22 protein-coding genes are annotated in these 26,713 nt (G+C 39.2%); 19 read left to right on the top strand and 3 right to left on the bottom strand.

The window, feature by feature from the left end:
• From CALSC_RS22820 to CALSC_RS22760, 13 genes are all read left to right on the top strand, one after another.
• Window positions 1-238 (top strand): hypothetical protein (locus tag CALSC_RS22820; protein ID WP_200817722.1); only part of this gene is annotated, 238 nt, incomplete at its 5' end.
• A 363-nt stretch (window positions 239-601) separates the two neighbouring features.
• Window positions 602-1,354: an O-methyltransferase gene (locus CALSC_RS22815; RefSeq protein ID WP_088243535.1), complete on the top strand. Its 753-nt coding sequence runs from the start codon at window positions 602-604 to the stop codon at window positions 1,352-1,354.
• 17 nt (window positions 1,355-1,371) lie between these two features.
• Window positions 1,372-2,079 carry a glutathione S-transferase family protein gene (locus tag CALSC_RS22810; protein WP_088243534.1) on the top strand — a complete coding sequence of 236 codons (708 nt, stop codon included), beginning with the start codon at window positions 1,372-1,374 and terminating at the stop codon, window positions 2,077-2,079.
• A gap of 34 nt (window positions 2,080-2,113) precedes the next feature.
• Entirely contained in the window at window positions 2,114-2,836 is a 723-nt protein-coding gene (locus tag CALSC_RS22805; protein ID WP_088243533.1) for a glutathione S-transferase family protein, read from the top strand.
• A 47-nt stretch (window positions 2,837-2,883) separates the two neighbouring features.
• A complete protein-coding gene (locus tag CALSC_RS22800) occupies window positions 2,884-3,627 on the top strand; it encodes a glutamine amidotransferase-related protein (RefSeq protein ID WP_088243532.1) in 744 nt (247 codons plus the stop codon).
• Window positions 3,624-4,727 (top strand): mandelate racemase/muconate lactonizing enzyme family protein, encoded by a 1,104-nt coding sequence (locus CALSC_RS22795; RefSeq protein WP_088243531.1) that lies wholly within the window; start codon window positions 3,624-3,626, stop codon window positions 4,725-4,727. The genes CALSC_RS22800 and CALSC_RS22795 overlap by 4 nt, the downstream gene beginning before the upstream one ends.
• Window positions 4,728-4,919: 192 nt before the next feature.
• Window positions 4,920-5,330, top strand: coding sequence for an EamA family transporter (locus CALSC_RS22790; RefSeq protein WP_088243530.1), 411 nt, complete (start codon window positions 4,920-4,922; stop codon window positions 5,328-5,330).
• 334 nt (window positions 5,331-5,664) lie between these two features.
• Window positions 5,665-6,567, top strand: coding sequence for a hypothetical protein (locus CALSC_RS22785; protein ID WP_088243529.1), 903 nt, complete (start codon window positions 5,665-5,667; stop codon window positions 6,565-6,567).
• A gap of 567 nt (window positions 6,568-7,134) precedes the next feature.
• Complete coding sequence (locus CALSC_RS22780; RefSeq protein WP_088243528.1) at window positions 7,135-8,454, top strand: NAD(P)-dependent oxidoreductase; 1,320 nt, start codon at window positions 7,135-7,137, stop codon at window positions 8,452-8,454.
• A 37-nt stretch (window positions 8,455-8,491) separates the two neighbouring features.
• On the top strand, window positions 8,492-9,454 hold the full coding sequence (locus CALSC_RS22775; protein WP_200817721.1) for an isopenicillin N synthase family dioxygenase: 963 nt from the start codon (window positions 8,492-8,494) through the stop codon (window positions 9,452-9,454).
• A gap of 544 nt (window positions 9,455-9,998) precedes the next feature.
• Window positions 9,999-10,625 carry a class I SAM-dependent DNA methyltransferase gene (locus CALSC_RS22770; RefSeq protein WP_088243527.1) on the top strand — a complete coding sequence of 209 codons (627 nt, stop codon included), beginning with the start codon at window positions 9,999-10,001 and terminating at the stop codon, window positions 10,623-10,625.
• A gap of 32 nt (window positions 10,626-10,657) precedes the next feature.
• Window positions 10,658-11,719: an alcohol dehydrogenase family protein gene (locus CALSC_RS22765; protein ID WP_088243526.1), complete on the top strand. Its 1,062-nt coding sequence runs from the start codon at window positions 10,658-10,660 to the stop codon at window positions 11,717-11,719.
• 70 nt (window positions 11,720-11,789) lie between these two features.
• On the top strand, window positions 11,790-12,875 hold the full coding sequence (locus tag CALSC_RS22760) for an alcohol dehydrogenase family protein (protein ID WP_088243525.1): 1,086 nt from the start codon (window positions 11,790-11,792) through the stop codon (window positions 12,873-12,875).
• An 899-nt stretch (window positions 12,876-13,774) separates the two neighbouring features.
• Here the strand turns inward: CALSC_RS22760 and CALSC_RS22755 are convergent.
• Both CALSC_RS22755 and CALSC_RS22750 read right to left on the bottom strand, forming a co-directional pair.
• A complete protein-coding gene (locus CALSC_RS22755; protein WP_088243537.1) occupies window positions 13,775-17,998 on the bottom strand; it encodes a DEAD/DEAH box helicase in 4,224 nt (1,407 codons plus the stop codon).
• A gap of 288 nt (window positions 17,999-18,286) precedes the next feature.
• A complete protein-coding gene (locus tag CALSC_RS22750) occupies window positions 18,287-18,631 on the bottom strand; it encodes a hypothetical protein (RefSeq protein ID WP_088243524.1) in 345 nt (114 codons plus the stop codon).
• A 574-nt stretch (window positions 18,632-19,205) separates the two neighbouring features.
• Here CALSC_RS22750 and CALSC_RS27945 point away from each other — a divergent pair.
• The 5 genes from CALSC_RS27945 to phnE all read left to right on the top strand — a co-directional run bounded on the left by CALSC_RS27945 (window position 19,206) and on the right by phnE (window position 23,618).
• Window positions 19,206-19,328: a hypothetical protein gene (locus CALSC_RS27945; RefSeq protein WP_268807237.1), complete on the top strand. Its 123-nt coding sequence runs from the start codon at window positions 19,206-19,208 to the stop codon at window positions 19,326-19,328.
• A 59-nt stretch (window positions 19,329-19,387) separates the two neighbouring features.
• Window positions 19,388-20,614, top strand: a complete 1,227-nt coding sequence (locus CALSC_RS22745; RefSeq protein WP_088243536.1) for an acetate kinase — start codon at window positions 19,388-19,390, stop codon at window positions 20,612-20,614.
• Between the two features lie 326 nt (window positions 20,615-20,940).
• Window positions 20,941-21,708 (top strand): phosphonate ABC transporter ATP-binding protein, encoded by a 768-nt coding sequence (gene phnC / locus CALSC_RS22740; protein WP_088243523.1) that lies wholly within the window; start codon window positions 20,941-20,943, stop codon window positions 21,706-21,708.
• A gap of 93 nt (window positions 21,709-21,801) precedes the next feature.
• On the top strand, window positions 21,802-22,743 hold the full coding sequence (gene phnD, locus CALSC_RS22735) for a phosphate/phosphite/phosphonate ABC transporter substrate-binding protein (RefSeq protein ID WP_088243522.1): 942 nt from the start codon (window positions 21,802-21,804) through the stop codon (window positions 22,741-22,743).
• A 65-nt stretch (window positions 22,744-22,808) separates the two neighbouring features.
• The gene (phnE, locus tag CALSC_RS22730; RefSeq protein WP_088243521.1) at window positions 22,809-23,618 is read left to right on the top strand and encodes a phosphonate ABC transporter, permease protein PhnE; all 810 of its coding nucleotides are present in this window, start codon (window positions 22,809-22,811) and stop codon (window positions 23,616-23,618) included.
• A 582-nt stretch (window positions 23,619-24,200) separates the two neighbouring features.
• Here phnE and CALSC_RS22725 read toward each other — a convergent pair.
• Window positions 24,201-24,827 carry a helix-turn-helix transcriptional regulator gene (locus CALSC_RS22725; RefSeq protein WP_088243520.1) on the bottom strand — a complete coding sequence of 209 codons (627 nt, stop codon included), beginning with the start codon at window positions 24,825-24,827 and terminating at the stop codon, window positions 24,201-24,203.
• Window positions 24,828-25,137: 310 nt separating this feature from the next.
• Between CALSC_RS22725 and CALSC_RS22720 the strand changes: the two genes are divergently transcribed.
• On the top strand, window positions 25,138-26,172 hold the full coding sequence (locus CALSC_RS22720) for a hypothetical protein (RefSeq protein WP_088243519.1): 1,035 nt from the start codon (window positions 25,138-25,140) through the stop codon (window positions 26,170-26,172).
• Window positions 26,173-26,713: the final 541 nt, after the last annotated feature.

The following is a 26,713-nucleotide window of genomic DNA, read 5'->3' as shown; positions in this document are numbered from 1 at the left end:
TGGTGTTTTTACCTCAGGACATGTCCCCCCGAACGCTTTGGAAGAGTTAATCAGAATTACAAATCCAGGAGGTTTACTCCTAGTCAGTACTAGAAAAAGCTACTACGACAACAGTGATTTTTCCATTGTTTGTGATCGCTTGCAAGAAGAAGGCAGAGTTAAGCTAATTCACTCGGTAATTGATGGTCCTTATATTGCAGAAGAAGGGGCACATTACTGGGCTTTTGAAGTTTGTTGACCGAAAATAATGGGATACAAGCCTCGTCCTTCAAGGACGACTTTTCTAAAGATTCTGGTAGAATAAAAGGAAGTCGCCATAGGGCATTGAGAGACTCTAAACGGACATGGAGGGAAGGTAGGACTGCTTTGGCAGCACATTCCAGCGAAGTGTCAAGGAATCCTCACTCCTTTAGGACGAGGAGGTATGTCAAAAACTTGATTTTTATCGCTAATTAGAATTTTGAGGTTGCATAGTTGTGGGATGATAATCAAATCTGCATAAGCTGAAACTACTAATAAATCGGGTAAATTTTTCCGAATACATTAAAATCATCCCTCAATTTTGCAACACCTCAAACAGGAGCATTTAAGGCAAGTTTTCATGAATGATTATCAAATAATTGCACAACAAGCAAAACACGAGAAGGAACTCTCAAAATCTGATCGCTTCGCTAAGATTTCTGAACGAGAAGATAAATCCGCTCTCCCCGATTCAGTTTGGCAACCTCTTTTGGCTAATTCCTATTTACAAAGTTGGAATGGGATAGCTCTAAACAAGGGAGTTACTGAAATTGGGATTTATCCCATGCTTTTATCTGAACTACAACCAAAAACAATTATCGAAATCGGAGCATTTACAGGTGGTAGTGCAATTTGGTTAACTGACTGCTTGGAAATATTCAAAATAGAAGGAACTGTATATTCTGTTGATATTGATCTTTCCATGCTTGATGAAAAAGCTAAAAGCGATTCGCGGGTAAATTTTGTCAAAGGAGATGGTAACAACCTGGGAGAAGTCCTACCTGCAGAAAAGCTTTCTCAACTGCCTCACCCTTGGCTGATTATACAGGACACCGCCATGGTTGATGTTACAGGGTTACTTGAATATTTTCACAACAATGGGTTAAAAAGTGGAGATTATTTAATTATAGAAGATACCAACAAATGGGTCTGGGATTCTTGGGGAGGAGGATGGGAAAATCAAGAGGAAATGGAAAATGGTAGACAGAAAATGGCTAAGTTAAGAAATTGGTTAATGAACCATGAAGATGAATATTTGGTGGATACATACTATTTAGATATATATGGTTATAACGGCTCAAAGAATTGGAATTCTGTGTTGAAAAAAGTTTAAACCACAAGTAAATATTGATGGCAGACTATACACTTTATTGGAACTCCATGACTTCATCATTTGCGCCTCATGCAATTCTTGAAGAAATTGGCGTGGATTATGAATTAAGATGGGTGGATTTTAAGGGAAAAGAACAAAAATCCGAAAGCTTCCTCAAAATAAATCCTAATGGTCTCATACCAGTGTTGCTGCTAAAAGACGGAAGTCTCATGTACGAATCGGCTGGTATGGTTATGTATCTAGCAGATCGCTATCCATCATCAGGTTTGGCTCCAGCAGTCTCTGATCCAGATCGCCATCTTTATAACCAGTGGCTCTTCTATATACCTATTAATATTTATCAGACTTACGATCGGTGGTACAACAGCGAGCTATACTCCACCAATCCGGCTGATAAACTGAGAATTAGGGATTGTGCCGTGCAAGATATACAAAAATATTGGCAAATCATTGATGATGCTCTGCAAGATCGAACTTGGCTAATAGGTGATCGCTTTAGTGCTTGCGATATTTATATGTTGATGCTCAAGCACTGGCATGCTCCTCGTCAATATGAAATCCCCAACTTACCGTCATTATTTTATGATGATTTCTTTGAGCAATTCCCAAACATTAGCCGCCTAGCAGCCAAAGTTGCCGAACGCCCAGTAGTGCAAAAAATCATGAAGCTTTACCCAATTGAAGATTTAATTGGATTGTATGAGAGATTAGCAAAGGACGGGTAGAATGGCTCAAAGAATTGGAATTCTGTAAATATTGATGGCAACTTATACACTATATTGGAACTCTCTTACTTCATCATTTGCTCCACATATAGTTCTGGAAGAAATAGGAGTAGATTATGAATTAAGATGGGTAGATTTCAAGGGAAAAGAACATAAGTCCAAAAGTTTCCTCAACATCAATCCCAATGGCTTCCTACCAGTATTGTTTTTAGAAGACGGAAGCCCGATGTACGAATCGGCAGGGATAGTTATGTATCTGGCAGACCACTATCCATCTTCTGGTTTGGCTCCAGCAGTTTCCGATCCAGATCGCTATCTCTATAACCAATGGATATTCTACATACCCATTCATATTTACCAGACTTATGGTCGTTGCTACAATAGCAAGCTATTCTCGACCAATCCTGGTGATAAAGCGGGAATTAGAGATTGTGGTGCGCAAGATTTACAAAAATATTGGAAAGTCATTGATGATGCTCTGCAAGATCGAGCTTGGCTAATTGGCGATCGCTTTAGTGCTTGCGATATTTATATGTTTATGATGACACGGTGGCATATTCCTCGCCAATGTGAAATTCCTAACTTATTGTCAGTATTCTATGATGATTTTTTTGAGCAATTCCCCAATATTACCCGCATAGCAGCCAAAGTTGCGGAACGTCCAGCAGTACAAAAAGTGATGAAGTTTTACCCAATTGAAGATCTAATTGGTTTTTATGAGAGGGTCGCCAAAAACTGTGTTCTAGAGCCATCCTAATCTGATTTCTGAACAATATTTTTGAGGCAATTAATAGCAGAAAGTCAGTGAAAAAAATTCTATTTATCTTCCACCAACCTACTACTAATCCCGGTCCAGTCGCCAAGCTTTTACGTCAACGGGGTTATGAGCTTGATATTCGAGTCACAGGTGAGGGAGATCCACTTCCCCCAACCATGGATGAACACGTAGCCGCGATCAGTTTTGGTGGTCGAATGAGTGCTAATGACAGCGAAAATTTACCATTTATTCGTCAGGAACTGGATTGGATTTCCACAGTTCTGATTTCGGGTAAGCCCTTCTTTGGTATTTGTCTTGGTGCTCAATTATTGGCGCGAGTATTAGGGGCAAAAGTGGTAAAACATTCTCTTGATATCAGGGAAATAGGATATCATCCAGTTACACCTACTTCAGTTGGAAGTAAGTATTTTGACTCTGATTTATCTTTCTATCATTGGAATTCCGAGGGTTTTGAAATTCCCTCAGGTGCGATAAAATTGGCATCTGGCGATCTGTTTGAAAACCAGGCATTTTCTTATGGTAAAAATGTTTATGGTGTACAATTTCATCCGGAGATGGCTCTAGAGACATTGAGCGGATGGATAGATATAACAGACCCAGAAACAGAAAAGCTATTGATGTCACCAGGAGGTCAATTGTGGGCAGAGCAAATGCAAAACCATTTGAATTATGCTCCATTGGTGGAAGATTGGCTGGATAATTTTTTTTCTATTTGGTTAGAAGAAGAAAGTGAAGAAAGTTCTGTAGCTTTTAACAAGTCAAAAATATGAAAATCTCCCGAATTACTGTCTATCAAAAAACTTTACCCCTAGAGCATCCCTACCGACTATCAGGTGGTCGGTTATATTTTGACAAACTGGATTCCACAATAGTTGCGATCGATACAGATGAAGGAATCCGAGGCTGGGGAGAAGGGTGTCCTTGGGGTTCGACTTATTTACCAGCCTTTGCACGGGGTGTCAGGGCTGGGATCGAGGAGTTAGCACCACAACTACTGGGACTCGATCCCAGACGGACAGATTTTATCTATCGGACTATGGATATTGCTTTACCTGGTCATCCATACATTAAATCAGCTTTAGACATGGCTTGTTGGGATATTTTGGGTAAAGCAACCGGGCTACCGCTTTGTGAGCTATTTGGTGGTCGTTTAGATGAACCAGTAATCATCCAAAATTCCGTCCCCACCGGTACTCCAGAAGAAATGATTGAGTCGATCAAAAGGGGTCAAGAAAAGGGCTACACCATCCATACCTGTAAAATTGGAGCTAATGTTGGCCTGGATATTGAGAGAATCAAAGCAGTGAGTTCTTATTTACCAGCAAGTGAAAGTGCAACCTTCGATGTGAATCGAGCCTGGTTGGTGGATGAAGCCATGAGAGTGATGAACGCAGTCACCGATTATGTTACTTATTTTGAACAACCCTGTGAAACCTATGAGGAGTGTCTACAAGTACGTAAAGTTACTTCTCATCCCATTATTCTAGATGAATGTATTCAACGCTACGGCGATATTGTCCGCGCTCAAAGTGACCATGCTTGTGAGGCTATTGGGCTGAAGGTTGGTAGGGTAGGCGGATTAACCAAAGCTAAACGCATCCGAGATTTTTGTGTGGAAACAGGTATCCGCATGAATATTGAAGAAACTGGAGGTAGTGTGATTGCAGATACGGGAGCTGTACATCTTGCCCAAACAACCCCACAAACCCATTTGCGAGCAACTTGGTTATGCCATGATATGCTGACTATTGATACCGCTAAGGGTGGGGCACGCAATCAAGGAGGTAAGACCTATGCTCCCGAAGCCCCTGGACTTGGTGTAGAGCCAGATATGGATATTTTAGGTGAAGCGATCGCTGTGTATAAATAACAAAAAGTGTTAAGGTGTGTTAGCTAAATATTAAGTAAGTAGGCACAATAAAACCAAACTATGTGAAGAGAAGTAAATAAGGCTAAAACCCTTTTCCCCCTGCCCCCTGCTCCCTGCCCCCTGCCTTATCCAAACAATAATTTTTTACGCCTACCTACTTAGTTCCCCCTTGATGATTAATTGCAATAAACAATGAAAGAATGGTTAATTCCCACTTTAGGAGCGGTTATTTGTTGGGCTGGTTGGGCTTTTTTACCTAAAATAGCAATGCAGTATCTGGAACCTAAAAGTGTTTTAATCTACGAAGTCTTAGGGGGACTAACTATTGGCTTATTCATCTTAGCTAGTCTCAATTATCAATTAGAGATAGAGCTCAAGGGTATTAGTCTTGCTTTTGCTAGTGGTGCTTTAAATATTTTAGGAGTACTTTTTTATCTCCAGGCGATCGCTAAAGGGAAAGTTGCTCTAGTTTCCACTATTTCAGCCCTTTATCCATTATTAGTGATAATTTTAGCCTTGTTTCTGTTACAAGAATCCTTAAGCTTAAAACAATTTTTCGGTTTAAGCCTTGGTTTATTCAGTATCATCTTATTAGTAACTTAATTTGAATGAATAATTATGGTTATTCGGTATCTAGCTTGCTAAATTAATAAGATAATTTTCCAAACATTTAAATAAATTCAATGATGAATTGAATAATTAATAAACTATTAAATTTACCTAAATTAGTAATTGAATTAATTGTACAAGAAGGATTAATCTTTTTTTTATGATTAAATAGAAAATAAACATGAGTTGTCAAACATATATAACTAATAAATTAAAGTATTGTAGTGTCTATGAACTAAACATTCAGGATAAATCACATCTGGCAAAAAATAGCTTGGCATAATTTATTTTACAAAAAGTTGTTTCAGGTAAATTTCGCAAGTGGAAAGTGAATGAAAATCACAAACAAGAAATTTTCCAAGCCATTTTACATAATATTAACAATGGGCAACCTATTAAATTCACTTTTTGGTTTGGAGGCTATAAATTATATAGCCTTTTCCCATTCCCTGAGGTAGATTGGGCGGATTTTTTTGCTATTTCTTATTATTGTCAATATATTTCTCCAATCTTGTTAGTATATCCACCAGGGGTAGACTTTACTTTTATGCTCGATAGCAAAATATTAACAAAAATAAATAATATTTCTCTAGACGAAATCAATATTTACCAAAATTCCTTTCAAAAACTTCTTAAGGAATTTTCAGTATTTTTTCCGAAAAACCTCAAGTTGAATGTACAAAAATCATCCGATTTGTATAGTGATAGTGAATTTGAAGAAAAATTTCAAGAAAGTTTTGAGAAGGAAGTAAAAAACTATGAAAATTTAGACAAAAAAAGTAAAGAAGCATTATTGCGGTCTTCAGAAAAGAATATAAAATTTAATGGTGTTCAAAATCTTACTTATTTACAAGAAGCAGAAAAAAAAGCTAATATTAAATGGGCAGCGATCGCCCATGAAGCGTACTGCAATATGAGTAAATTACACGAATTCGTTTCAGGAAAACAGAAAGAAAAAATTTACTTAAATACAGTTCCCTATAGAAATGCAATAGCTATTGGTTCAACGAAAAATTCTGTAACAACTTTTTGGACTGGTGTTGGTATTTTAGAAGAAATAGAAATCGGAAAATATAAAGATTGGATAGTAAATCCGAGTCAACTGACTGAACTTCTAAAATATGGTTATGCAGAAGAAAATCTAGATTTTTTTTCTGAGAAAAGCTTGAGGAACCTGAAAAAAATAAAAATAACCAACCGTGATTTTTTCCTTCATATAGGACGTTACTGATATTAAAAAAATTGCCTGAATAACTTATAATTAATATTACCAATTTGAATAAGGAAGTAATAGTAAATTATGACTCAACACAAAATTGCCTACATCAGTACAGATGCTATGGGCAAATAAAATATCTACAAACTGCTATAGCATGGGTATGAAGCCCAAGTTCATGATAAGTATCCAGAAACAGCAAAAACATTCATTGCCAAAGGGACAATTTGTAAAGATACTCCCAAGGAATGCCCTATTATCAGAAACTTTTTGCTACCATATTAGTCCCTTATTCTCTCTTAGAGGTTGTTTCAATAGTCCAAGAAGGGATCATTTTACCCTTCTAATTGGGCTTAACGGTAACGATAAATCAAGGCTTTAGCACTGTACTGAGATGTTTCACTGTGTTAATCATAAAGTCAAACAACCCTGTTAAAATATCCTCTTAGCAAGAATTTTATAGCTGTTATTTTTTCAAAGTTATTGAAGAAGCTTAAAACAATTTTTCGGTTTGGGCTTTGGTTTATTGAGTATAATTTTATTAGTAACTTAATTTTATGAATAAATATCAGCCCTAAACTCATGAAGAATCTCCCAACAATCGCTTACATTGGTACAGGCTCAATGGGAAAGCCCATGATTTTTAAACTTCTAAGATTGGGTTACACAGTACAGGTTTATGATAAATACCCAGAAGCGGCTAAAACTGTAATTGCAGCAGGGGCAGTTTGGTATGATAGCCCGAAAGAAGTTGCGAAAAATGCGGATATTGTTGTGACAAATCTTCCTTTACCCCATCATGTGACGGAAAATATATTAGGGGAAAATGGAGCTTTAGCTGGAATGAAACCCGGATCTACTTGGATTGATTTTTCCACCACGGATTATCATAATACCCAGAATATTGCCAGTGAAGCCAAGAAAAAAGGGGTTTATAGCCTAGAATCTCCAGTTAGTAATTTATCTCATATGGGGGTAGATTTTGCCAATATTAGTTTTTATGTGAGTGGAGACAAAGAAGGTTTTGACATGAGTGAGCAAGCCCTAAATGATATGGGCAAAATCTCCTTCTTTGTCAGTAAAAAAATTGGCGAAGCACAAACAGTTAAGTTGCTAACTAATTTACTGTTTTACACAGCTATGGTGGTGTTAGGGGAAGTCCTAGTTATTGCTAAAACTAATAGAATTCCCCTAGATTGGATGTGGAATTTTATCAAAGCATCAACAGGCAATAGTTTTGTCTCAGAACAAGTTACTCCATTTATATTTGACGGTAGTTATGACTATTCTTGTTCTTTAGAAATTACTGTTAAGGATACTGATTTAACAGTAAAATTAGCTGATGAATTAAATGTGCCTTTGCCCTTGGGGAGAATCATTGAAGCCAGATATCGGCAAGCAGGAGAGAAATATAAACCCCTTGATAACCACGTTATGGTGACCAAATTAATTGAAGAAGAGAATAATTTTGAGTTAAGAGTACCTGGGTTTGTAGCACCTTCTCCCTATGGGCTGAATCGTAGCTATGTCCATTCTGATGAATTGGTGACAGATGGTTTTGGGAGGATTAAACCTAAACCCTATCAATTAACCTATGAGCGACCCCAGCAGAAGTTAGAGGGAAATTTAGAAGAAATCGCTCAAGCTCTGACTGATTTTATGGAATATACAAATTACCTAATTTTACAGGAATCCTATATGTTAGGTAAAAATATGGGATTAAGTCGAGATTTATTAGTAGATGTAATCCGATGGAGTTGTGGAACTAGTTGGGTGTTTGACAACGAAGATTCATTTCAGCCAGATAGCAGTATTGTCAGTAAAATCAAAAAATATGATTTTGGCAGTAAGGCGAAAATTCCGACGATTACTAAAATGATTTCACTGCTAGAGAGTCAATAAATAGCTGGAAATTCTATACTATTAGAATAATTCAGCTATGGTGAGTGTAGAGAGAGGAAAAAATCAGATGGAGCATCTACCAATTATATCTTTATCCGAGTTAGCTAAAGAGGATTTGGATAATCAAGAAATCAAGAAATTATATAATGCCTGCTATGAATGTGGTTTTTTCTATTTAAAAGATCACGGAGTTTCTACATCGGCGATTGAGCAAACCATTGATGCATCGAAGAATTTCTTTCATCTGCCAGAATCTATTAAGGGCAATTACGGGCATGATATGCAAAAAGTTTATCCTCCAACATCCAGAGGTTATGTGCCTTTGCATGGGGAATATTTGCACGAAGAAATTGGATTTGATCCCAAAGAAGTTTTCGATTTAGGGTTAGATAAACCATTATCAGATAAACCCTTTACTGGCCCCAATATTCTGCCAGATGACACAGTCGCTCCAGGTTTTGCTACATCTCATTACAATTTACAGCAAGAAATAATCACAAAAGTTGTTCCTAAGTTATTAAGGGCAATTGCCTTAGCTTTAGGCTTAGAAGCAACCTGGTTTGATCAATATTTTAATGACCTAATTTTAATCCATCGCACGATTTACTACCCAGAAAATGGTGGTAAAGCTGGTAAACATACAGATAATGGAATTTTTACCGTTTTAATTCAAGAACAACTTCCCCACCCTTCCCTGAGGGTTCATACCAAAGATAGCTGGATTGATGTTCCCTGTTTGGAAAATACCTTTATCATCAATTTAGGGGATATGTTACAAATGTGGACTAACGGTTTATTTGTCAGTACACCCCATGAAGTTATTCATGAATTGTCTGCTAGCCGGATATCAATACCTTTTTTTATCTATCCTAATATTGATACTATCATTGAACCTTTTGGAAAGACTGGAAAAATAAGTTCACAGGAAGTTATGTTGAAAAACTTTGAATCTATCTGGGTAACTCATAAAGGAGCGGGTAGAGCTCAAGAATTGAAATAGCTTGGATACTCAAAAATAAATAAACAATTCCCAAGGAAGTACGGGAGAACATCAAAGATGGGATAAAGATAACCCCTAATTTTTTCAATAGATAGGTCTTATTGCAAATAAGAGACCTATTTTTTTGTTCACACAAAATAGTTAAAGCTTTGTATAATAAGGGTTTTCAGACTATTTAGTCATTCCTTTAAGTATATGTTACCAAGTCTGTAGTAATATATTAACGTTCCGTGCCTATTAATTAGGAATGAAAGCTAATCTAATCACAAGTGGTCATAATCAAAGTTGGAATGCTATTTTGCTTGCAAGCAGAAGGCAAAATCAAGTTGATGCACTTGGTGATGGATGCTCCTTAGATTGCAGAATCAGGGGTACATTACCGGATTTTTGCAGTTTGATAACAAACTTTGTCTTTGTCGTCAATTAGAAGTTCTGAGCATGGAAATGCTCCTGTACTCCTAACATAAGGCTTTATGACTCTGATTCACCAGAATCTTAGTTAAAACCGGGACTAAAAAAGTTAGAAGGGTTCTCTCAAAAAACAATGAACACAGACGATAAAGTACAATTAGTATATAGTTCGCAGAATAATCAGGAATTAAGCCAAAATTATGATCTGTGGGCAAAGAATTATGACCAAGATTTAGAAGATGAATTTGGCTATTTTGCTCCTCAGCCCACGGTAGAGGTACTAGTAAAGTACTTGCCTAAATCTGCCAAAATTTTGGATGCTGGCGCAGGTACAGGCTTAGTAGGACAGCTTCTGCAACAGCGTGGTTATGATGACCTAGAGGGAATGGATTTATCCCCAGGAATGCTAGAGATAGCCCGTAAACAGAATATTTACAAGGCTCTTTACGAGATGGCGTTAGGAGAGCCTCTAGACTTTGCCACTGACTACTTTGATGCTATTGTTAGCGTTGGGACATTTACTTATAACCATGCTCCCAGCAACTCTTTTGATGAACTACTCCGGATTACGAAACCGGGTGGATACATAATTTTTACTTTACGTCTTGACTTCTATGAAGACAGTGATTTCAATGATAAAATGTCTGCATTAGAGGAGTCTGGTCAATGGAAACTGGTGGAAATCACAGAAGCATTTCCATGTTTAGCTAAAAGTGAACCCGATGTCTATGCAAAAATCTGGGCATATCAGACTTGCTAGTTCTATATAATTAATCATTACAGGTAATCATTATGACACAATTAATGAACGCCGTTGTTCTTACAGGACATGGGGGACCAGAAAAACTAATTTATACCCAGGTTCCACAACCCAGACCCCAGAAAGGGGAAGTATTAATTCAGGTGGGAGCTTGTTCTATAAACAATGCAGATTTGAACATCCGAACTGGTTGGTATGCAGCAGAGTCTGGGTTTCAAGAAATCCTGCAAGATACTAAAAATAATGATGAGAAAACAGCTACTTGGAACCAAAGTGGGATTAAATTTCCTCTGATTCAAGGTTCCGATATAGTGGGAAAAGTTATCGCCATCGGTGAAGATGTCAACCCAGAAATACTTAATCAACGGGTAATTGTTGACCCTTGGATTCGTGCGGATACATTAGCAGCATATGAATATATTGGTAGTGAGTTTGATGGAGGCTATGCTGAATACGCTGTAGTGCCTACTACTAATATTTACCCAATTAATTCGCCCTTGTCGGATGTAGAGTTATCAACTTTACCATGTTCTTATGCGACAGCAGAAAATATGTTGACCAAGGGCAGAATTTCCGCAGAAGATGTAGTGTTAATCATGGGAGCTTCTGGTGGTGTAGGTAGTGCAGCAATCCAGTTATGCAAAATTCGGGGAGCAAAAGTGATTGCGATTGTTGGAGCCAACAAAGAGGATTTGGCTCAGGAATTGGGGGCTGACTACGTTTATCGCCGAGATGAGCAATTAGCTGCTAATTTGGCGAACCATGAATTTACTGTGAGCTTAGATGTTGCGGGGGGAGAATATTTTAATCTTGCTTTCAAAAGCCTTTGTGTCGGAGGAAGGTATGTGAGTTGTGGAGCGATCGCCGGTCCAATGGTCTCCTTAGATTTACGAGATTTAATCTACAAAGACACAGAGATGATTGGAGCCACCCGCCTTGCACCAGAAGTGTTTCAGCAATTGATGGGATATATTGAACAGGGCTTATTGAAGCCTCCAGTCGCGAAAATTTTTCCCTTGAGTCAAATCAAAGAGGCTCAGAAGTTTTTTCAATCCAAAAGCTTTTTTGGCAAGGTTGTAATTACGCCATGTTGAGATGTATGGCTCTGGAGAAAGTTACATATAGTCTAAAAGTAGCCATACTTAGTTAAAGGAATCAAAAATAATGACACAGTTAATCAATGCTGTTCTTCTTACTGGACGTGGGGGACCAGAAAAATTAGTCTATACCCAAATTCCCCAACCCACACCCCAGAAGGGAGAAGTATTAATTAAAGTAGGAGCTTGTTCTGTTAATAATACAGATATCAATACCCGTACAGCATGGTACACTGCAAAGTCAGGGTTTCAAGAACTTCTCCAAGACGCGAGGCAAAATGAAGAGGAAAAATCTACAAACTCACTTCACAAAGGTGTAGAATTTCCCATAGAATTTCCCAGAGTCCAAGGTGCAGATATTGTTGGTCAAGTTGTGGAAGTAGGTGCGGATGTTGAGCCTAAACTTCTCAACCAAAGAGTGATTGTTAGTCCATGGGTTAAGGCAGAAAGCCTGGACAAATATCGATTTGTTGGTAGTGAATTAGATGGTGGTTTTAGTGAATATGCCGCTATTCCTGCGAGTATTGTTTACCCAATTAATTCGCCTTTGTCGGATGTAGAGTTAGCAACTTTACCTTGTTCCTATGGTACGGCAGAAAATATGTTGACCAAGGGAAGAGTTGCGGCAAATGATGTAGTGTTAATTATAGGAGCTTCTGGTGGTGTAGGCAGTGCAGCAATCCAGTTATGCAAAATTCGTGGAGCAAAAGTGATTGCAGTTGTGGGAGCCAACAAAGAGAATTTGGCTAAGGAATTGGGAGCGGACTACGTTTATACCCGAGATGAGCAATTAGCTGCCAATTTGGCGAACCATGAAATTACTGTCAGCTTAGATGTTGTGGTAGGAGAATATTTTAATCTTGCTTTCAAAAGCCTTTGTGTCGGAGGAAGGTATGTAAGTTGTGGAGCGATCGGCGGTCCAATAGTTTCTTTAGATTTACGAGATTTAATCTACAAAGATACAGAGATGATTGGAGCGACCCGTTTTGAGCCAGAAGTGTTTCAGCAATTGGTGGGATATATTGAAAAAGGTTTATTGAAGCCTCCAGTCGCGAAAGTTTTTCCCTTGAGTCAAATCAAAGAGGCTCAGAAGTTTTTTCAATCCAAAAGCTTTTTTGGCAAGGTTGTAATTACGCCTGGAGAAAGCACATAGGGATTTATCTAGAATATTTCTTGACTCACCCTATACCCCCACACCAACGCTGACCAAAAAACTTTTCTACCAGTCTCCCAAACCAGGTTCCCCGGCTTCTGCAAACTCATAGTAAGTACGTATAACTGGCTTATTTACCTCAATTAAGGCTGCGAGGTCAATTGTTGTTGCGGAAACTACCACCGCGGGTTATCCCGATATACCAGATTAAAATTGTCAATAACCCACCGCTAATCGGAGTACTAATGTCGTGGGAGTATCCAGGAGGGAAGACAGGTTTTGACAGGTCTCAAAAAAAGCCCCATTTCAGCCACCCTTATTGATATAAATTACTAATTACCTCCCATCTTAAAAAGCTATAACTGTTACCCAGTAAAAGTTTCCGCCATTTTGACGGGACCCCCTAGGTTTTTGCCCTCACTTCCACCCGTCAAACATCAAACCACTGTAAAACTAGTATAAACCACAAGCTCCCTGATTAATTTCTACCTCGTACCAATCTTTATTCCACCACCACAATTTCAATGGGATTTACCATTTTTTGACCGAAAAAGAAAAGGATACAAGCCCCCAAATTTATTTGTGGAAAAATTAGAAATAATTGTGCTGCGATGCATAAGCACAAGGTTCAATAATTCCTTTCTTGATGCAGTGCTGCATCGCTATTTCAAGCCCTCCGCAGTCGCTCATGGGGGAGACCAACGCCAGTCGTCTGCGACGGGAAACCCCTACGAGTTGCGCCACTTGCTTTATGCCGGGAAACCCGTCCACCGCAATGGCTTACCGTCTACAACGCTGGCTCCCCAAGACCGCGCTGCTCTCTACATTCATGTATGGGGTTTCTCCCCTGCTCCCTGCTCCCTGATCCCCTGCTTCTTCCTGACTCCTGAAGAAGAATCCTATCTTTCCTGAATCAGCTGTAACAACTCCTGAGTGGATATCTTGCCACTAACATCAGCACCTTCCAACAAACTATCTGCCAAATCTCGCTTGTGACCATGCAAATCCACAATCTTATCTTCAATAGTGCCCTTTGCTACCAACCGATAAATAGTCACCGGGCGTTGCTGTCCAATACGATGGGCGCGGTCTGAAGCTTGATCTTCCACCGCCGGATTCCACCAAGGATCCATATGAATCACATAATCAGCAGCAGTTAAATTTAGACCAGTACCCCCTGCCTTTAAACTAATTAAAAATACATCCCCTTCTCCAGCTTGAAAGGCATCCACCCGCTTTTTCCGTTCTCCCGCCGGCGTACTGCCATCTAAATATTGATATTTAATACTTTGCTCATCCAATAAATTACGTATAATATGCAAATGGTCAACGAACTGACTAAATACCAAAGCCTTGTGGCGATTGTCCAGCAATTCATCCAGCACCTCACCAAATAATTGTAACTTGGCACTGGGAAGTGGAGCTTCGGGCATGACCAACTTAGAATTACAACAAGCACGGCGCAGTTTCATGATTTCTGCTAACACCTGCAAGTGTTTCTGTCCCGCAGTTGCTTCACTATCAGCTAGTTTGGTAATTGCGTGTTGGCGTAATGCTTCATACATTGCCATTTCTTCTCGACTTAATTCCACATGTAAGAGAATTTCAGTACGGGAGGGTAATTCAGACAACACCTGAGTTTTAGTGCGCCGTAGCAGGAAGGGTTGAATCAGTTTCTTCAATCGCTGACGAGCTTGTTTATCTTGTAATTTCTCAATTGGTACAGCAAAGCGTTGATTGAAACTTTCCAAGGAACCCAATAATCCTGGATTAATAAACCGGAATAAGTTCCATAATTCTCCCAGGTGATTTTCAACGGGAGTTCCCGTGGTAATTAACTTAAACTCTCCTTGGAGGTTCATTGCGGCTTGGGAACGCTTGGTAGTAATATTTTTAATCGCCTGTGCTTCATCCAAGACAATGGTTTGCCATTTCACCTGAGACAACATCTCAGCCACTTCTTCTTGTTGCAACAAACCATAGCTGCATACCAACATATCAAAGGGTTGCAACTCATCCAACAATTTTTGTCGATTTCCACTACCAAATTGTATTGGATTTATGGTTGGTGCAAACTTCTCTACCTCACTTACCCAATTCATGCATACTGAAGTTGGAGCAATAATTAATGTTGATCCCTGGGGTGCTCGTTGCAAGATTACAGCCAATGCTTGCAGAGTTTTTCCCAGCCCCATTTGGTCTGCTAAACAGGCTCCTACGCCCCAGTATGCCAGACGGGATAACCAATTAAAACCCTCTATTTGGTAATCCCGTAGTTCCGCTTGCAGGGTAGAAGGAAGTTCTGGTTGCAAGTTCTGCATTTCTTGCAAACGCTGGATATGTGCTTTCCAATGCTTATCTGCTTGTAATTTCCCCACATCGTTAACTAAATCTTCCACAGCTAACACTGCTAGGGGATGAAAACCCATTCCCTTCCCATTCCTTCCCGTAAATGCCCGCAATTCATCTAAACGCTGGCGAAATTCCTCAGTTAATGCCAAAAATTGACCATCCTTTAGGGGAACAAAACGACTGGGACTTTGCCCCAATAATTCCAGTAATTGCTGCATATCCAGCACCAGACTATCATCTAGTTTCAACTTGCCATCAACAGCAAACCAGTCCCGTTGACGCTTAATTTGCATATGAAAATTATTCCAGTCAGCTCTGTGACTGACTCGCATTTTTTCCCCTTCCGGCCATTCTACTACTACCTGATCTCCTAATTCTTGTAGTTCTAACAGAAATTCCAAACAATCTTCTGGTTCTTCAACTAGCCATTCCCCATCCTGTGACTCAATCAGATTTAAAGTCGGACAAGCTGCAACCACTTCATTCGCAAGTTGCTTCTCTTGTTGGAGATTGCGTGTCGTTTGCAAGCGTTTCCCATCAATTTCTGCAATTACCGTTGCACCCCCCGTACCCGGACGATAATAGGAACCACCATTCGCAAAGGGACAGCATAGCAAAGCCACCTTTAATCCCGCACCGGCAGGTAAGAGATGAATATGGGGTATACTCTGTGCTGGTACTGATTCAGCATTTTCCAAGCCACCACCAATATCGGAATGGACGGTGACAATTTCAGATACCGTATTAATGGCTGCTAATACCTGCTCTTGGGCAGTAGCTGGTACTTCTAGTCGGTTATTCTTCCCAATAATGTCTGCAATTCGGCGATGCTCCTTATTAATCTCAATTACCTTGATTCTGGTGGGAGTTTCTTTAACGGCAATAATATCTTGATTCGCTTCTATTTTCGGGTCAAATTTCAAAGTTAAGCGACCCTTTTTATCCTTTTTGACAATTAATTCTGGTTCTCCTTTGACAATTTCCACGGGTATAGTTGGAGCATCTTCCCAGAAGACAAAAGGATGTCCAATTAAGGCAGAAATACCCTTTTCGTTGATAGTGTACTCAGCTTTTCCGTAATAACCGTAATTATAGGAAGTAAAAGTTTCAATACATCCACATACCCGAATATCCTGGGGTGTGAGATAATCAAATTCACCCAGGCTACTATGCAAACGCTTTAAGGCAATAGGACGACCTTTACTCCAAGCACCCTTAGCATTAAGTTTTTGCTCTCGCGGTTGTAAGATACATTTGCTGGGATAGAAAGTAATAAACCAAGCTAAACGCTGTTCAGATTTGTTTTGTGAGGCGGCTTGCGGTTGCTTTTGGATATTTACCAGGGCGTTTAAGCACAACTCCCAAGTTTCCTGGGATTGAATCAAGTCTACTATACTATTAACACTAATCTCTGACCGTAATATTTCTGCTTGGGTATCATAACCGCCACGGGGTTTGAGTCGGCACAGGAGTTCTGCGGTTTCCATTGCCAACCAGTGATAACCGGATGTCATTGCTTGATGATAAAATGGTTCTAGTATCTTGGGTAAGCGTTTTTTCGCCTTGTTTACATCCACCCAGTAGAGACAGAGGGCACTAAATAGGGTTGCTAAACTATGATGCTGCGCCAAGAGAGGAATCTGGGCACTAGTAATAAATTCTTTCTGGGCAATATCTCCCTGTTGGACTTGGAGTAATATTTTTAACTGTCCATAGATAGACTTCAGCCAATGGTCTGATTGACGAGAAATCAAACTAGCGTAATCTTCTGCTTCCCGGAGGCGATTGGGCGAACCATCCTTTAATAAAGCAAGGATAAAAAATAAGCCGCCTATAGTGTTGAAATATACCTTTTGTTTCCCCTTAGCTTTTCTGAGGTATTTGAGTGCTGTAGTGTAATGCTCGATGGCTTTGTCATTCTCTCCCCGTAGAAAGTGCAACCACCCCCAGAACACAGCAGCATTATCTTGAAAATTCTGGGATATACGTTCTAGTACCTGTTGTACTTCTTGCAGACAACCCCGTAGTAGCAGCTGTTCTGCCAAAATCATTTGCAGGTAATCTGAGGAGTGTTCTCCTGGTATAGAACATTCTGTTTGTAAAAGGGTAAATACCTCATCTGTGTTAGATAATTGCAGGATTGAATTTATGAGGATGGTAGATACAATACTCTCATACAATCCTTGTGACAAAGTGCGACACCAATCTGCATCGAAGGGGTTGTTGCATACTTGCTCGAAGATATCTGTAGAGGATATCTTGTCTTGATGAGAATTGTATCTTTCGTAATCTTGTAGTTGTTTTCTAATGAAGTTAATATCTTGGTTGTAGATTCCTATACGTACTTCCCGTATCAGTTGACTTTCCCTTTGGAAATCCCGAAAGCTACTTGTTCTATAACGACTAGATATTGGTAGTTTATCCTGTACTGTTTTTGCCATAGCTGCAAAACATCCGGATTTCACCGCCGAACGTGTGGCAGTCTCTACCAATAATGGGTTACACTGAGCTCCTTGTCTAGGTTCTTGAACTAATAAACCTGCTGCTAACAAGTCATCCATGTGGGGCTTCAATGTAGAGCTAATAAAAGGCTTGTAATTTTTGTCCCGTGCGCCGATGTCATTGAGACATTTCAAGAAAGAAGTTCTGTCAATTGGTTCATAAATTACTGAGAATAATTGAATAATTTTCTCTTCTAATGGTGGTAGTTGATGGTATTCCTGGATAAGTTGGCTGCGAAGTTTGGCAGTATCAGCCTGAGAATCCCTCATTTTCATGGTTACAGCACTACATATACCTATGGTAAATCCTTTGGTAGTCAATTATTCATGATGTGCTTGAATTAAGTTTTGCTAAGTTAGTTTAGGTTATTTCTGAAAATAATTTTACCAATGACAAGGGCGCCAGGCTTGCGCCCCTAAGGTGAATTTGTAATCGCCTGGTAATTTTAGTTCTGGAAATCTCCTTATACCATTTCTCTAAATCCTGGCTACAGATAATTCTCCCCCTGCTCCCTGCTCCCTGCTGTCCATGTGTAGTTTGATTTTGGAGAATTGGTATTAATCGGTAGGCTCAACCAACTTAAAATTCCAAGGTTTTAAAGCTGCTATAGCGATTTCTATATCAATACCTTCATAAACTTCCCATTCCTCCGGATGCTCTTTCGGATGTCCATCACCGATATTCCCCGCAACTTTAATTATGGGAACACCCACCAAATAATTGCGTTCCATCCCTTTTGGTAACGCTAATTGGACTTTGTGACCGACAAACTTTGACGCACTCTTTTTAGCAAGAGATTCACGCACTAAACAAATATCACCAGCAGTTCCCCAAGTCGTTGGATAGATATGGAGGAAGGAAATATAAACTTCTGGTTTAATGGTTCTTTTGAGAACTTGCATTGTCTGTAACTCTGACTAACAATTTCTGAAAAAAAGTAGCTTTGCCGAATTTAAATCTGAGATTTCCAAATTTAGTGACTAAAATTCTGATGTTTGCTTTCCATAGCTGAGACTAAATTCATACCCTTCATCAGCAATGCCGAAAAAGGTTCTAATTGTAGTTGAGATAGAATCAGGATTTGAGAATAAAGTTTTGAGACTATTATAAGAATGCGAATAAAATAAAGTACAAATCTGAAATTTATGTAATCTCATGTTGGGCTACGCTGTTGCTTCAACGCCACTTGGTATATGCCGGGAAACCCCTCCACCACAATGGCTTACCGTCCACCGCAGTTGCTCACCAACCTACAAAGAATTGTAAGTTAATAAATCCAAGTTCCTAAAGAAATTTTAAAGCTGCAAAAACTGAACTAGAGTTATGATTCTGATTGTATTACATGAAATGAGAACTAAGGTTAATTAAAGATTAAGCAAAGGCAAACTCAAGATAAACTTGGCGATCGCTAATCCAATTTCTTTCAAGGTACCCTACAGCCAGGATACCACCCCATATGGAAGTTACTTAGTATAGATGTATTCTCCGTATTTACTTATCTGTACAGAGTTTGGTTTATTTACGCCGAATTACTTAGCATCTGAAGAATTGCCAGAATTAGAAAATATACGAGGCTATGGTGAAGCAGGCGATCGCTGATGATATGCTTGGTTCAGAGGAAATTAAAGCTTTGAGTCCTTTAGCAGATTCCAATGCCAATGAAAATTTTAGTACTCAATGCTGGTTCCAGCAGTCAGAAAAGTTGCTTGTATAATTTAACGGGTGGGGTTCTCCCAGAAAATCCACCACCACCCCTCTGGGAAGCAGAAATTGACTGGACACATCAACAGGGTAAAGCGGAGCTAAAAGTCAAAACTGCTGCTGGTACTTTTAAAACCAGTTTCCCTTCCCAATCTAGACGAAATGACACTTTAGAAATGTTGCAAACCCTGTGGAATGGTGACACCCAGGTAATCGAGAATCCCCAGGAAATTGATATAGTTGGTCATCGAGTAGTACATGGAGGGGAAGAATATCGACAAAGTACACTTGTCACTCCTGAGCTGAAAGCAGCGATCGCTCGTTTATCAAGTTTTGCCCCTGTCCATAATCCGGCAAATTTAGAAGGGATTGAGGCGATTGAAAATATTTTAGGGGATATTCCCCAAATAGCACTGTTTGACACCGCTTTTCACTCCAGGTTACCCCCTGCTGCTTATGTTTATCCACTTCCCTACGAATTATTAAAGCAAGGTATTCGTCGCTATGGCTTTCATGGTATTAGTCATGAATACTGTGCTCATCGCGCTGCACAAATCCTTGGTGGCAGTTTAGAGCAATTACGTCTAATTATCTGTCATTTGGGAAATGGCTGCTCTCTAGCGGCAATTCGTAACGGTTATAGCATTGATACAACAATGGGGTTCACTCCCATGGAAGGGTTAATGATGGGTAGTCGTTCCGGTTCTGTTGATCCTGGAATCATATTACACCTATTACGTCACTGCAACTATACCGTGGACGAATTAGATCAACTCCTGAATCGGGGTTCTGGTTTACTGGGTGTTTCTGGGGTATCTAACGACTTACGTCAAATTATTACAGCCATTGACCAAGGTAATCAACATGCTCAATTAGCCCTAGATATCTATATACATCGGTTACGTGCTTATATTGCTTCTATGCTCCCTAGCCTCGAAGGATTAGATGCAATTATTTTTACTGCTGGCGTAGGGGAAAACTCTGCCTTGATTCGTGCTGCTGCCTGTGAAGGGTTTGGTTTTTTGGGTTGGAAGATCGATGAACAAAAGAATGAATCTGCGCCAGTGGATGTAGATATTGCTACCGATTCTTCCACAGTGCGGATACTGGTAATTCATACCCAGGAAGATTGGGCGATCGCTCAAGCTTGTTGGCAATTTTTCATTGAACCCCAAAAAACTTGATTCTCAACTTAAGGAGATTTCCAGAATTAAAATTACCAGGCGATTACAAATTCACCGTAGGGGCGCAAGGCTTGCGCCCTTGTCATTAATAAAATTATTTTCAGAAATCACCTAAGCTTTAAATCAGGGTGATTAAGATCCAAGTAAAGTTTTGACTCAATTCTCAAAGTCCAGCGCTAGTAAAGTATAGCACTACGCAATTAGGGCACGGACATTGTTGAACTACCAAACCTATGAATAGTAAACTTATTACTTATTACTTATTACTTGCGCGTAGCACTATAAATGCAGTGTGTGGATTGCTAAAGATGAAAGGATTTTCCTAGATGATTCAGCTGGAACGCTTGAGTGTAACTTATCCTGGCGGAGTTCAAGCTCTCCAGTCAGTTTCTTTAAACTTCAACCCAGGACAATTTACAGTCATCTTGGGAGCCTCTGGTTCGGGTAAATCAACCTTACTCCGGTGTTTAAATGGACTAATCCAACCAACAGCAGGGTTAATTACAGTAGAAGGTGAACGCAAACTCAATGAACCCAAGGTACTGCATCAGTATCGCCAGCGTACGGGGATGATTTTCCAACATCACCAGTTAATTGCTAGACAAACAGCACTGCAAAATGTATTGACTGGTCGTTTAGCTTATCACTCAACTCTGAGAAGCTTTTTTCCATTACCCAAAGCTGATAAATATATAGCCTTGGAATGTTTAGATAGAGTAGGATTGTTGAGTAAAGCTTTAGTCAGAGTAGATAATCTCAGTGGTGGTCAACAACAACGTGTAGGTATTGCCCGTGCCTTAGCGCAACAACCACGGTTAATTATAGCAGATGAACCAGTATCTAGTCTCGATCCAGCTAGTTCCCACAAAATAATTTCCTTTCTGCGTCAAATTTGCCAAGAAGATGGCATTGCTGCAATTATGAGTCTACACCAAGTAGATTTAGCCAAAGCTTATGCAGACAGGATAGTGGGTATATCTCAAGGTAATGTAGTTTTTGATGGTAGTGCCGCAGATATTGATGAGTACCAACTTAATTATATCTATGACACCCTAGGCAAACCTAAAGAAAGGCAGAAGATGGTGAAGAAATAGGAAACAAGCAGATTATTAAATAGAACTGTTTGCAATTCCTCATCTTCAATCCCTCAAGATTGTACCACTGTTTTATATACCTGGAGAAGCTCTATGGCGATCGCAATTCCCCAAAAATTACTTACATCTTTTGCTATATTTGTGTTTGCATTGGTTGGCTGCCAATCAGTTAATAACAATACTGCTAGTAATAGTTCTAATTCTCCCAGTGCCAATAACCCATCTACTGTCGATCCCAATGTAGCTGATCCCAAAACCTTAGAAGTAGCTCTTTTACCTGATGAAACTCCTGCAACAATTATTAAAAATAATCAAGGGCTAGCAAAATATTTGCAAGAAAAATTAGGTAAAGATGTGAAAATAGTCGTCACAACAGATTATTCTTCTATGATTGAAGCAGCAAGTAATGGTCGCTTAGATTTAGCTTATTTTGGCCCACTGTCTTATGTCTTGGCGAAGACTAAAAGTAATATTGAACCCTTTGCAGCTTTGAAAAAATACGGAAAAACAACCTATAAATCTGTGATTATTGCCAATACCAATAGTGGAGTAAATTCCCTTGAGCAAGCAGCAGGAAAAACTGTAGCATTTGGGGATCAAGCCTCTACTTCTAGCCATTTAATCCCCAAATCAATGTTAGCAGCAAAGGGTTTGCAACCCCAAAAAAATTATCAAGAAGCTTTTGTTGGTTCCCATGATGCAGTTGCCTTAGCAGTTCAAAATAATAATGCCCAAGTGGGTGGATTGAGTAAACCTATCTTTGACTCTCTAATTGAACGCAAAGTTATTGATAGAAATAAAATTAAAGTTTTGGCAGAGTCCAAACCATTTCCTCAATATCCCTGGACAATGCGTTCCGATTTAAACCCTGAGCTAAAAGCAAAGATTCGTTCGGCGTTTATTGATATGAATGATGCAAAAATCCTCAAGCCTTTTAAAGCTGATGGATTTGCAGCCATTGAAGATAAAGATTACAACGTTGTCCGAGATTTAGGTAAAATATTAAATCTAGATTTTGAGAAGTTAAATAAATAATCAATCAGGGAATAGAAAATCAAAAATTATTTCTCCCTTACTTTTTGCCTTGTTAATAGAAGCTTATGATAACAAATACTGATCACAAATTTGAAACCGTACTAAAGAAACAACGGCAGAAAAGATATCGCCGTTTACTGCAAGTAGTTTTGGTTGTGCTAGTTGTGGTAATATCTTTCTTTCTGATTGGTCTTTTGGATTGGGAAAGGTTAGCTAAAGGTGTACCAAGTGGGATAAATTTAATTGGTCAGATGTTACCCCCTGATTTTAGTTCTGCCACCAACTGGATTAAGCCACTATTTGATACCTTGGCTATGAGTATTGCAGCAACTGTGATCGCTATTATCTTTTCCCTACCATTATCACTACTAGCAGCCCGTAATACTACACCCCATCGGCTTCTGTTTCAGATAGCGCGTCTAACACTCAATGGGTTACGAAGTATACCAGAGCTGATTATGGGGATTATTCTAGTTGCTGCGGTGGGGTTTGGTGCGTTACCGGGAGCGCTAGCAGTAGGGTTACGTTCGGTGGGGATGGTAGGTAAGTTCTTTGCAGAGTACATTGAACACGTCCATCCTGGACCGATTGAAGCAGCACAGGCGGCGGGTGCAAATCAGATTCAGGTGATTTATCACAGCATTTTGCCCCAGGTTTTGCCACAAATGATAGATTTGACCTTATATCGTTGGGAATATAACTTTCGCGCTTCTACTATCATGGGTGCAGTGGGAGCAGGTGGTATAGGTTTTGAATTGATTGGAGCGTTACGTATTATTAACTATAAAGAAGTATCAGCAATACTGTTGGTAATTTTGGTGATGGTAACAATGGTAGACAGTTTCAGTGGCTATTTACGTCAACGGTTAACTTGAGAATATTTCCATAAAGCCAAAGGTGTAATTACTAACTGGGTACATCCTGAATTGACCAAACACCGAGCCCTGAAAGGGCAGCTGCGCCAACGGGGTAAGGGGTAGAGGATGGGTTATGAGGGATAGGGAGGAAAATCCCGAAGTGAATGGATGCAAGCCTCTTTTTTTTAAATTAATATGCATCTTCTTAATATGCATCTTCAATGTGAAACGATATAAACCAAAAAAATGTTATTGTGATCAACAAATAGTTTATTGCTAATACATTCTATCATGTCTTAATATTGTTAGGTCAGTTTATTATTAGGGCTATCAACGATACAGAACGGACTAATCTTATGGAGCCAATGAAAGAAAAACGTCGTAACCTGACAATTCATAAGATTGATTCGGGACATTGGATGCAAAATGAACGTGCTGACGAAGTCAACTAAATTTTGAGCCAATCGATTGCAACTAACGTGCCATTGATAACTAGAAGACGAAAATTATTTAATTATTAATCTTTTTAATTATGGGGCTCCCCAACCCCTAACACCAAACCCCTAACCCTTTTCATGAGGTTTCATCTGTTTAATCCAATTAGGAGTAAGCCATTTCCTGTTGTTTGGCATAAATGTTCTTCAGATGTTTTTTAACAGTATTGATGCTAATGTATAGCTTATTTGCTATTTCTTGATAGGAGAGACTTGCCCGTCTGAGCAACCATACTTCTGCTTCACGGTTAGTTAAACCATACATCTGTACATCTGCGATCGCAATATTTTGACTGCATTGATAGCTATCTTCTAAACTAACCAGGAGCAGATCATCATTGCCATCATTTAATTCTAACCATCTGGCACGAATTTTTAATTTCACTGAAGGTGTAACTAATAACTCAGATTCGATACAAATTTTAGTTCCAGGAAACATTTCCCGGCTGTCTATTAAAGACTGACAAACACGCCAAACTTCATGGGGTAGTTCAATTCCTGGTTCAGAAGCGGGAATTAATTGCTGACAAAGACGATTCGCAAATTCATTTCCATGAATTATTTCCCCTCCTGTTGTCAAAATTAGAACCCCATCAGCTAAACTTTCCAGTGCTGCTTGTAATAAGTATTCTGGTAGTATTGGCGATCGCTTTAATTTAACTGAATTGCTTTTAAAAATATTTCTTTGGATAGATGTATAATTATATTTTTTCATAATTGTGGTAGAACGCATAATAAATTTACTCCTAGATGCAGTAGAAAGTTAGAGGCACCAATTCATTACCTGGTGTTTAACTGCATTTTGCACCTGGGGATTATGTATATACAATGAGCAAGCTGTCAGCTCATCAAAGACAATGAAGTTCAATTTTGTTAGTGGTAGTTTGCGGAATTGAGGTGAAGCAAGGTGAAGTTTTTCTACAACGGAGTGATTTCACACCATAACTAGGAAATAATACAAGTAGAAAGTTCTACTACGTAGATGCACATTCCAGTTATATAGTGTTTTCCAGCCTAGAAAAAATTTGCCAGGGAGTTCTACCATGAATCCAGCAACTATCGATAAATGGTTCCCACCGGAACAACAGGGTAAATATGTTTCTCTGTTGAAAACAAGGGTAGGTGTGACTCGGCGTAGGGCAGAATATTTCGTCAAATTGTGGGCTTATTTACTCCTCAAACAACATCAAGAGGGAGGTAAATCTCTCCAGCCTCCTTTAACTAAACTGGATGTACCAGAAGGTTTTATACCTTGTACCCATCGAGAAGCCCACGAACTTTTTTACAGCCAACAAGATAGGGGAAGCGAAAGGGCTGCGGGAATGATGTTAGACAAGCTCGTGGCTTTAGGACTAATTGAGAAAGATTTTGATGGTAACAATACCTGTATCCGCATTCGCTCTTCCTTAGCAAATATAATAGATAGCTCCCCACCAACTCCGGAACACATATCCATAATTGCAGACATTTTTAATCCCCGTACAGATGCTATTCCCGTTGCTAGTTTCTTGGCTGATAACTACGACTGGATGAATAAAAAAACTACCGCCGTACCCCAAAGAATCGCCAGGATTCTCCGTAATTGGTCAGCACAATATTCTACTGGAATGAGGGTTATACGCCGTGAAGATAACCAAGACCCTGTTGGATTTTACCTACTATATCCTACAACAATGGCATCGGAGGAGAATTTTTTCCTCCCACCCAGTAAAAGTTTACATCTCAGCATTGCCAATGATCAGGATCCTATTCAAATGGCAAAACCAGGCGATCTCAATTGTACTTCTATTTTTGTCCGTAGCTGCCAAATCGATGCTCCCTATCAGAACAGCGATCGCTTTTATCTATTACTAACAGATGCTCAAGCAACTTTGAAACGTATGCAAGCCGATTTTCCCAATCTCTGCGATTTATATACTTTAGCCATTAATCCGAGTGCAGAACAATTAGCATCAGCAGTAGGTTTTCAGAAAACTGGTTCCGATCCCCAGTCATCCCTTTACTGGATGTATATGGCATTAGATAAATTTTTGACATTGGACATGGCAACAGCCGTCTCATCTCTAAATTTTAACTAGGAAATTATCTATAACCCGCATTTCTCACTTTCCGAAAGTAATGTGATCGCGCTAAATAGCGGAGTGACTAAGGTTGAAAAGAAAGATGATGTTGGGTTTTTTTGTTTCAATTCAACCTACAATATCAGCGATGTTTGCATTTTTGGCTGTTCATTTCACTATTTTTGTAAAGCAATATTAAGAGAGATCGCACTCGTAAAACCACTACATATGTTCATTAGAGCCATTCATCTTAATTTTTTGTAATAAATGCGATAGTGTAGACTCAGTCAATATAAAATTTCAGATTAGATGGCATAAAATTAATATTCTCATTCAATAGCAGGGATGAGTCGCAGGTGCAGATAGTGTCGTATCCTTTGATTTAAAGTAGCTTCAGCATTTTATGCCATGCGATAACTCTTGCCCATCAAAGAAAAATATAACTGCAAAATAATTCCATATTTCTGCTTTTATGAAAAAAATCATAAAAAAGCTTTACAAAACTAAATAAATTAGATATATTGATTTCAGTAGGCAATCAAACCTACATAAATAGCAA

Source organism: Calothrix rhizosoleniae SC01 (assembly GCF_900185595.1).
Lineage (GTDB): Bacteria > Cyanobacteriota > Cyanobacteriia > Cyanobacteriales > Nostocaceae > Calothrix_A > Calothrix_A rhizosoleniae.
This window is presented reverse-complemented; position numbering and strand designations above follow the sequence as displayed.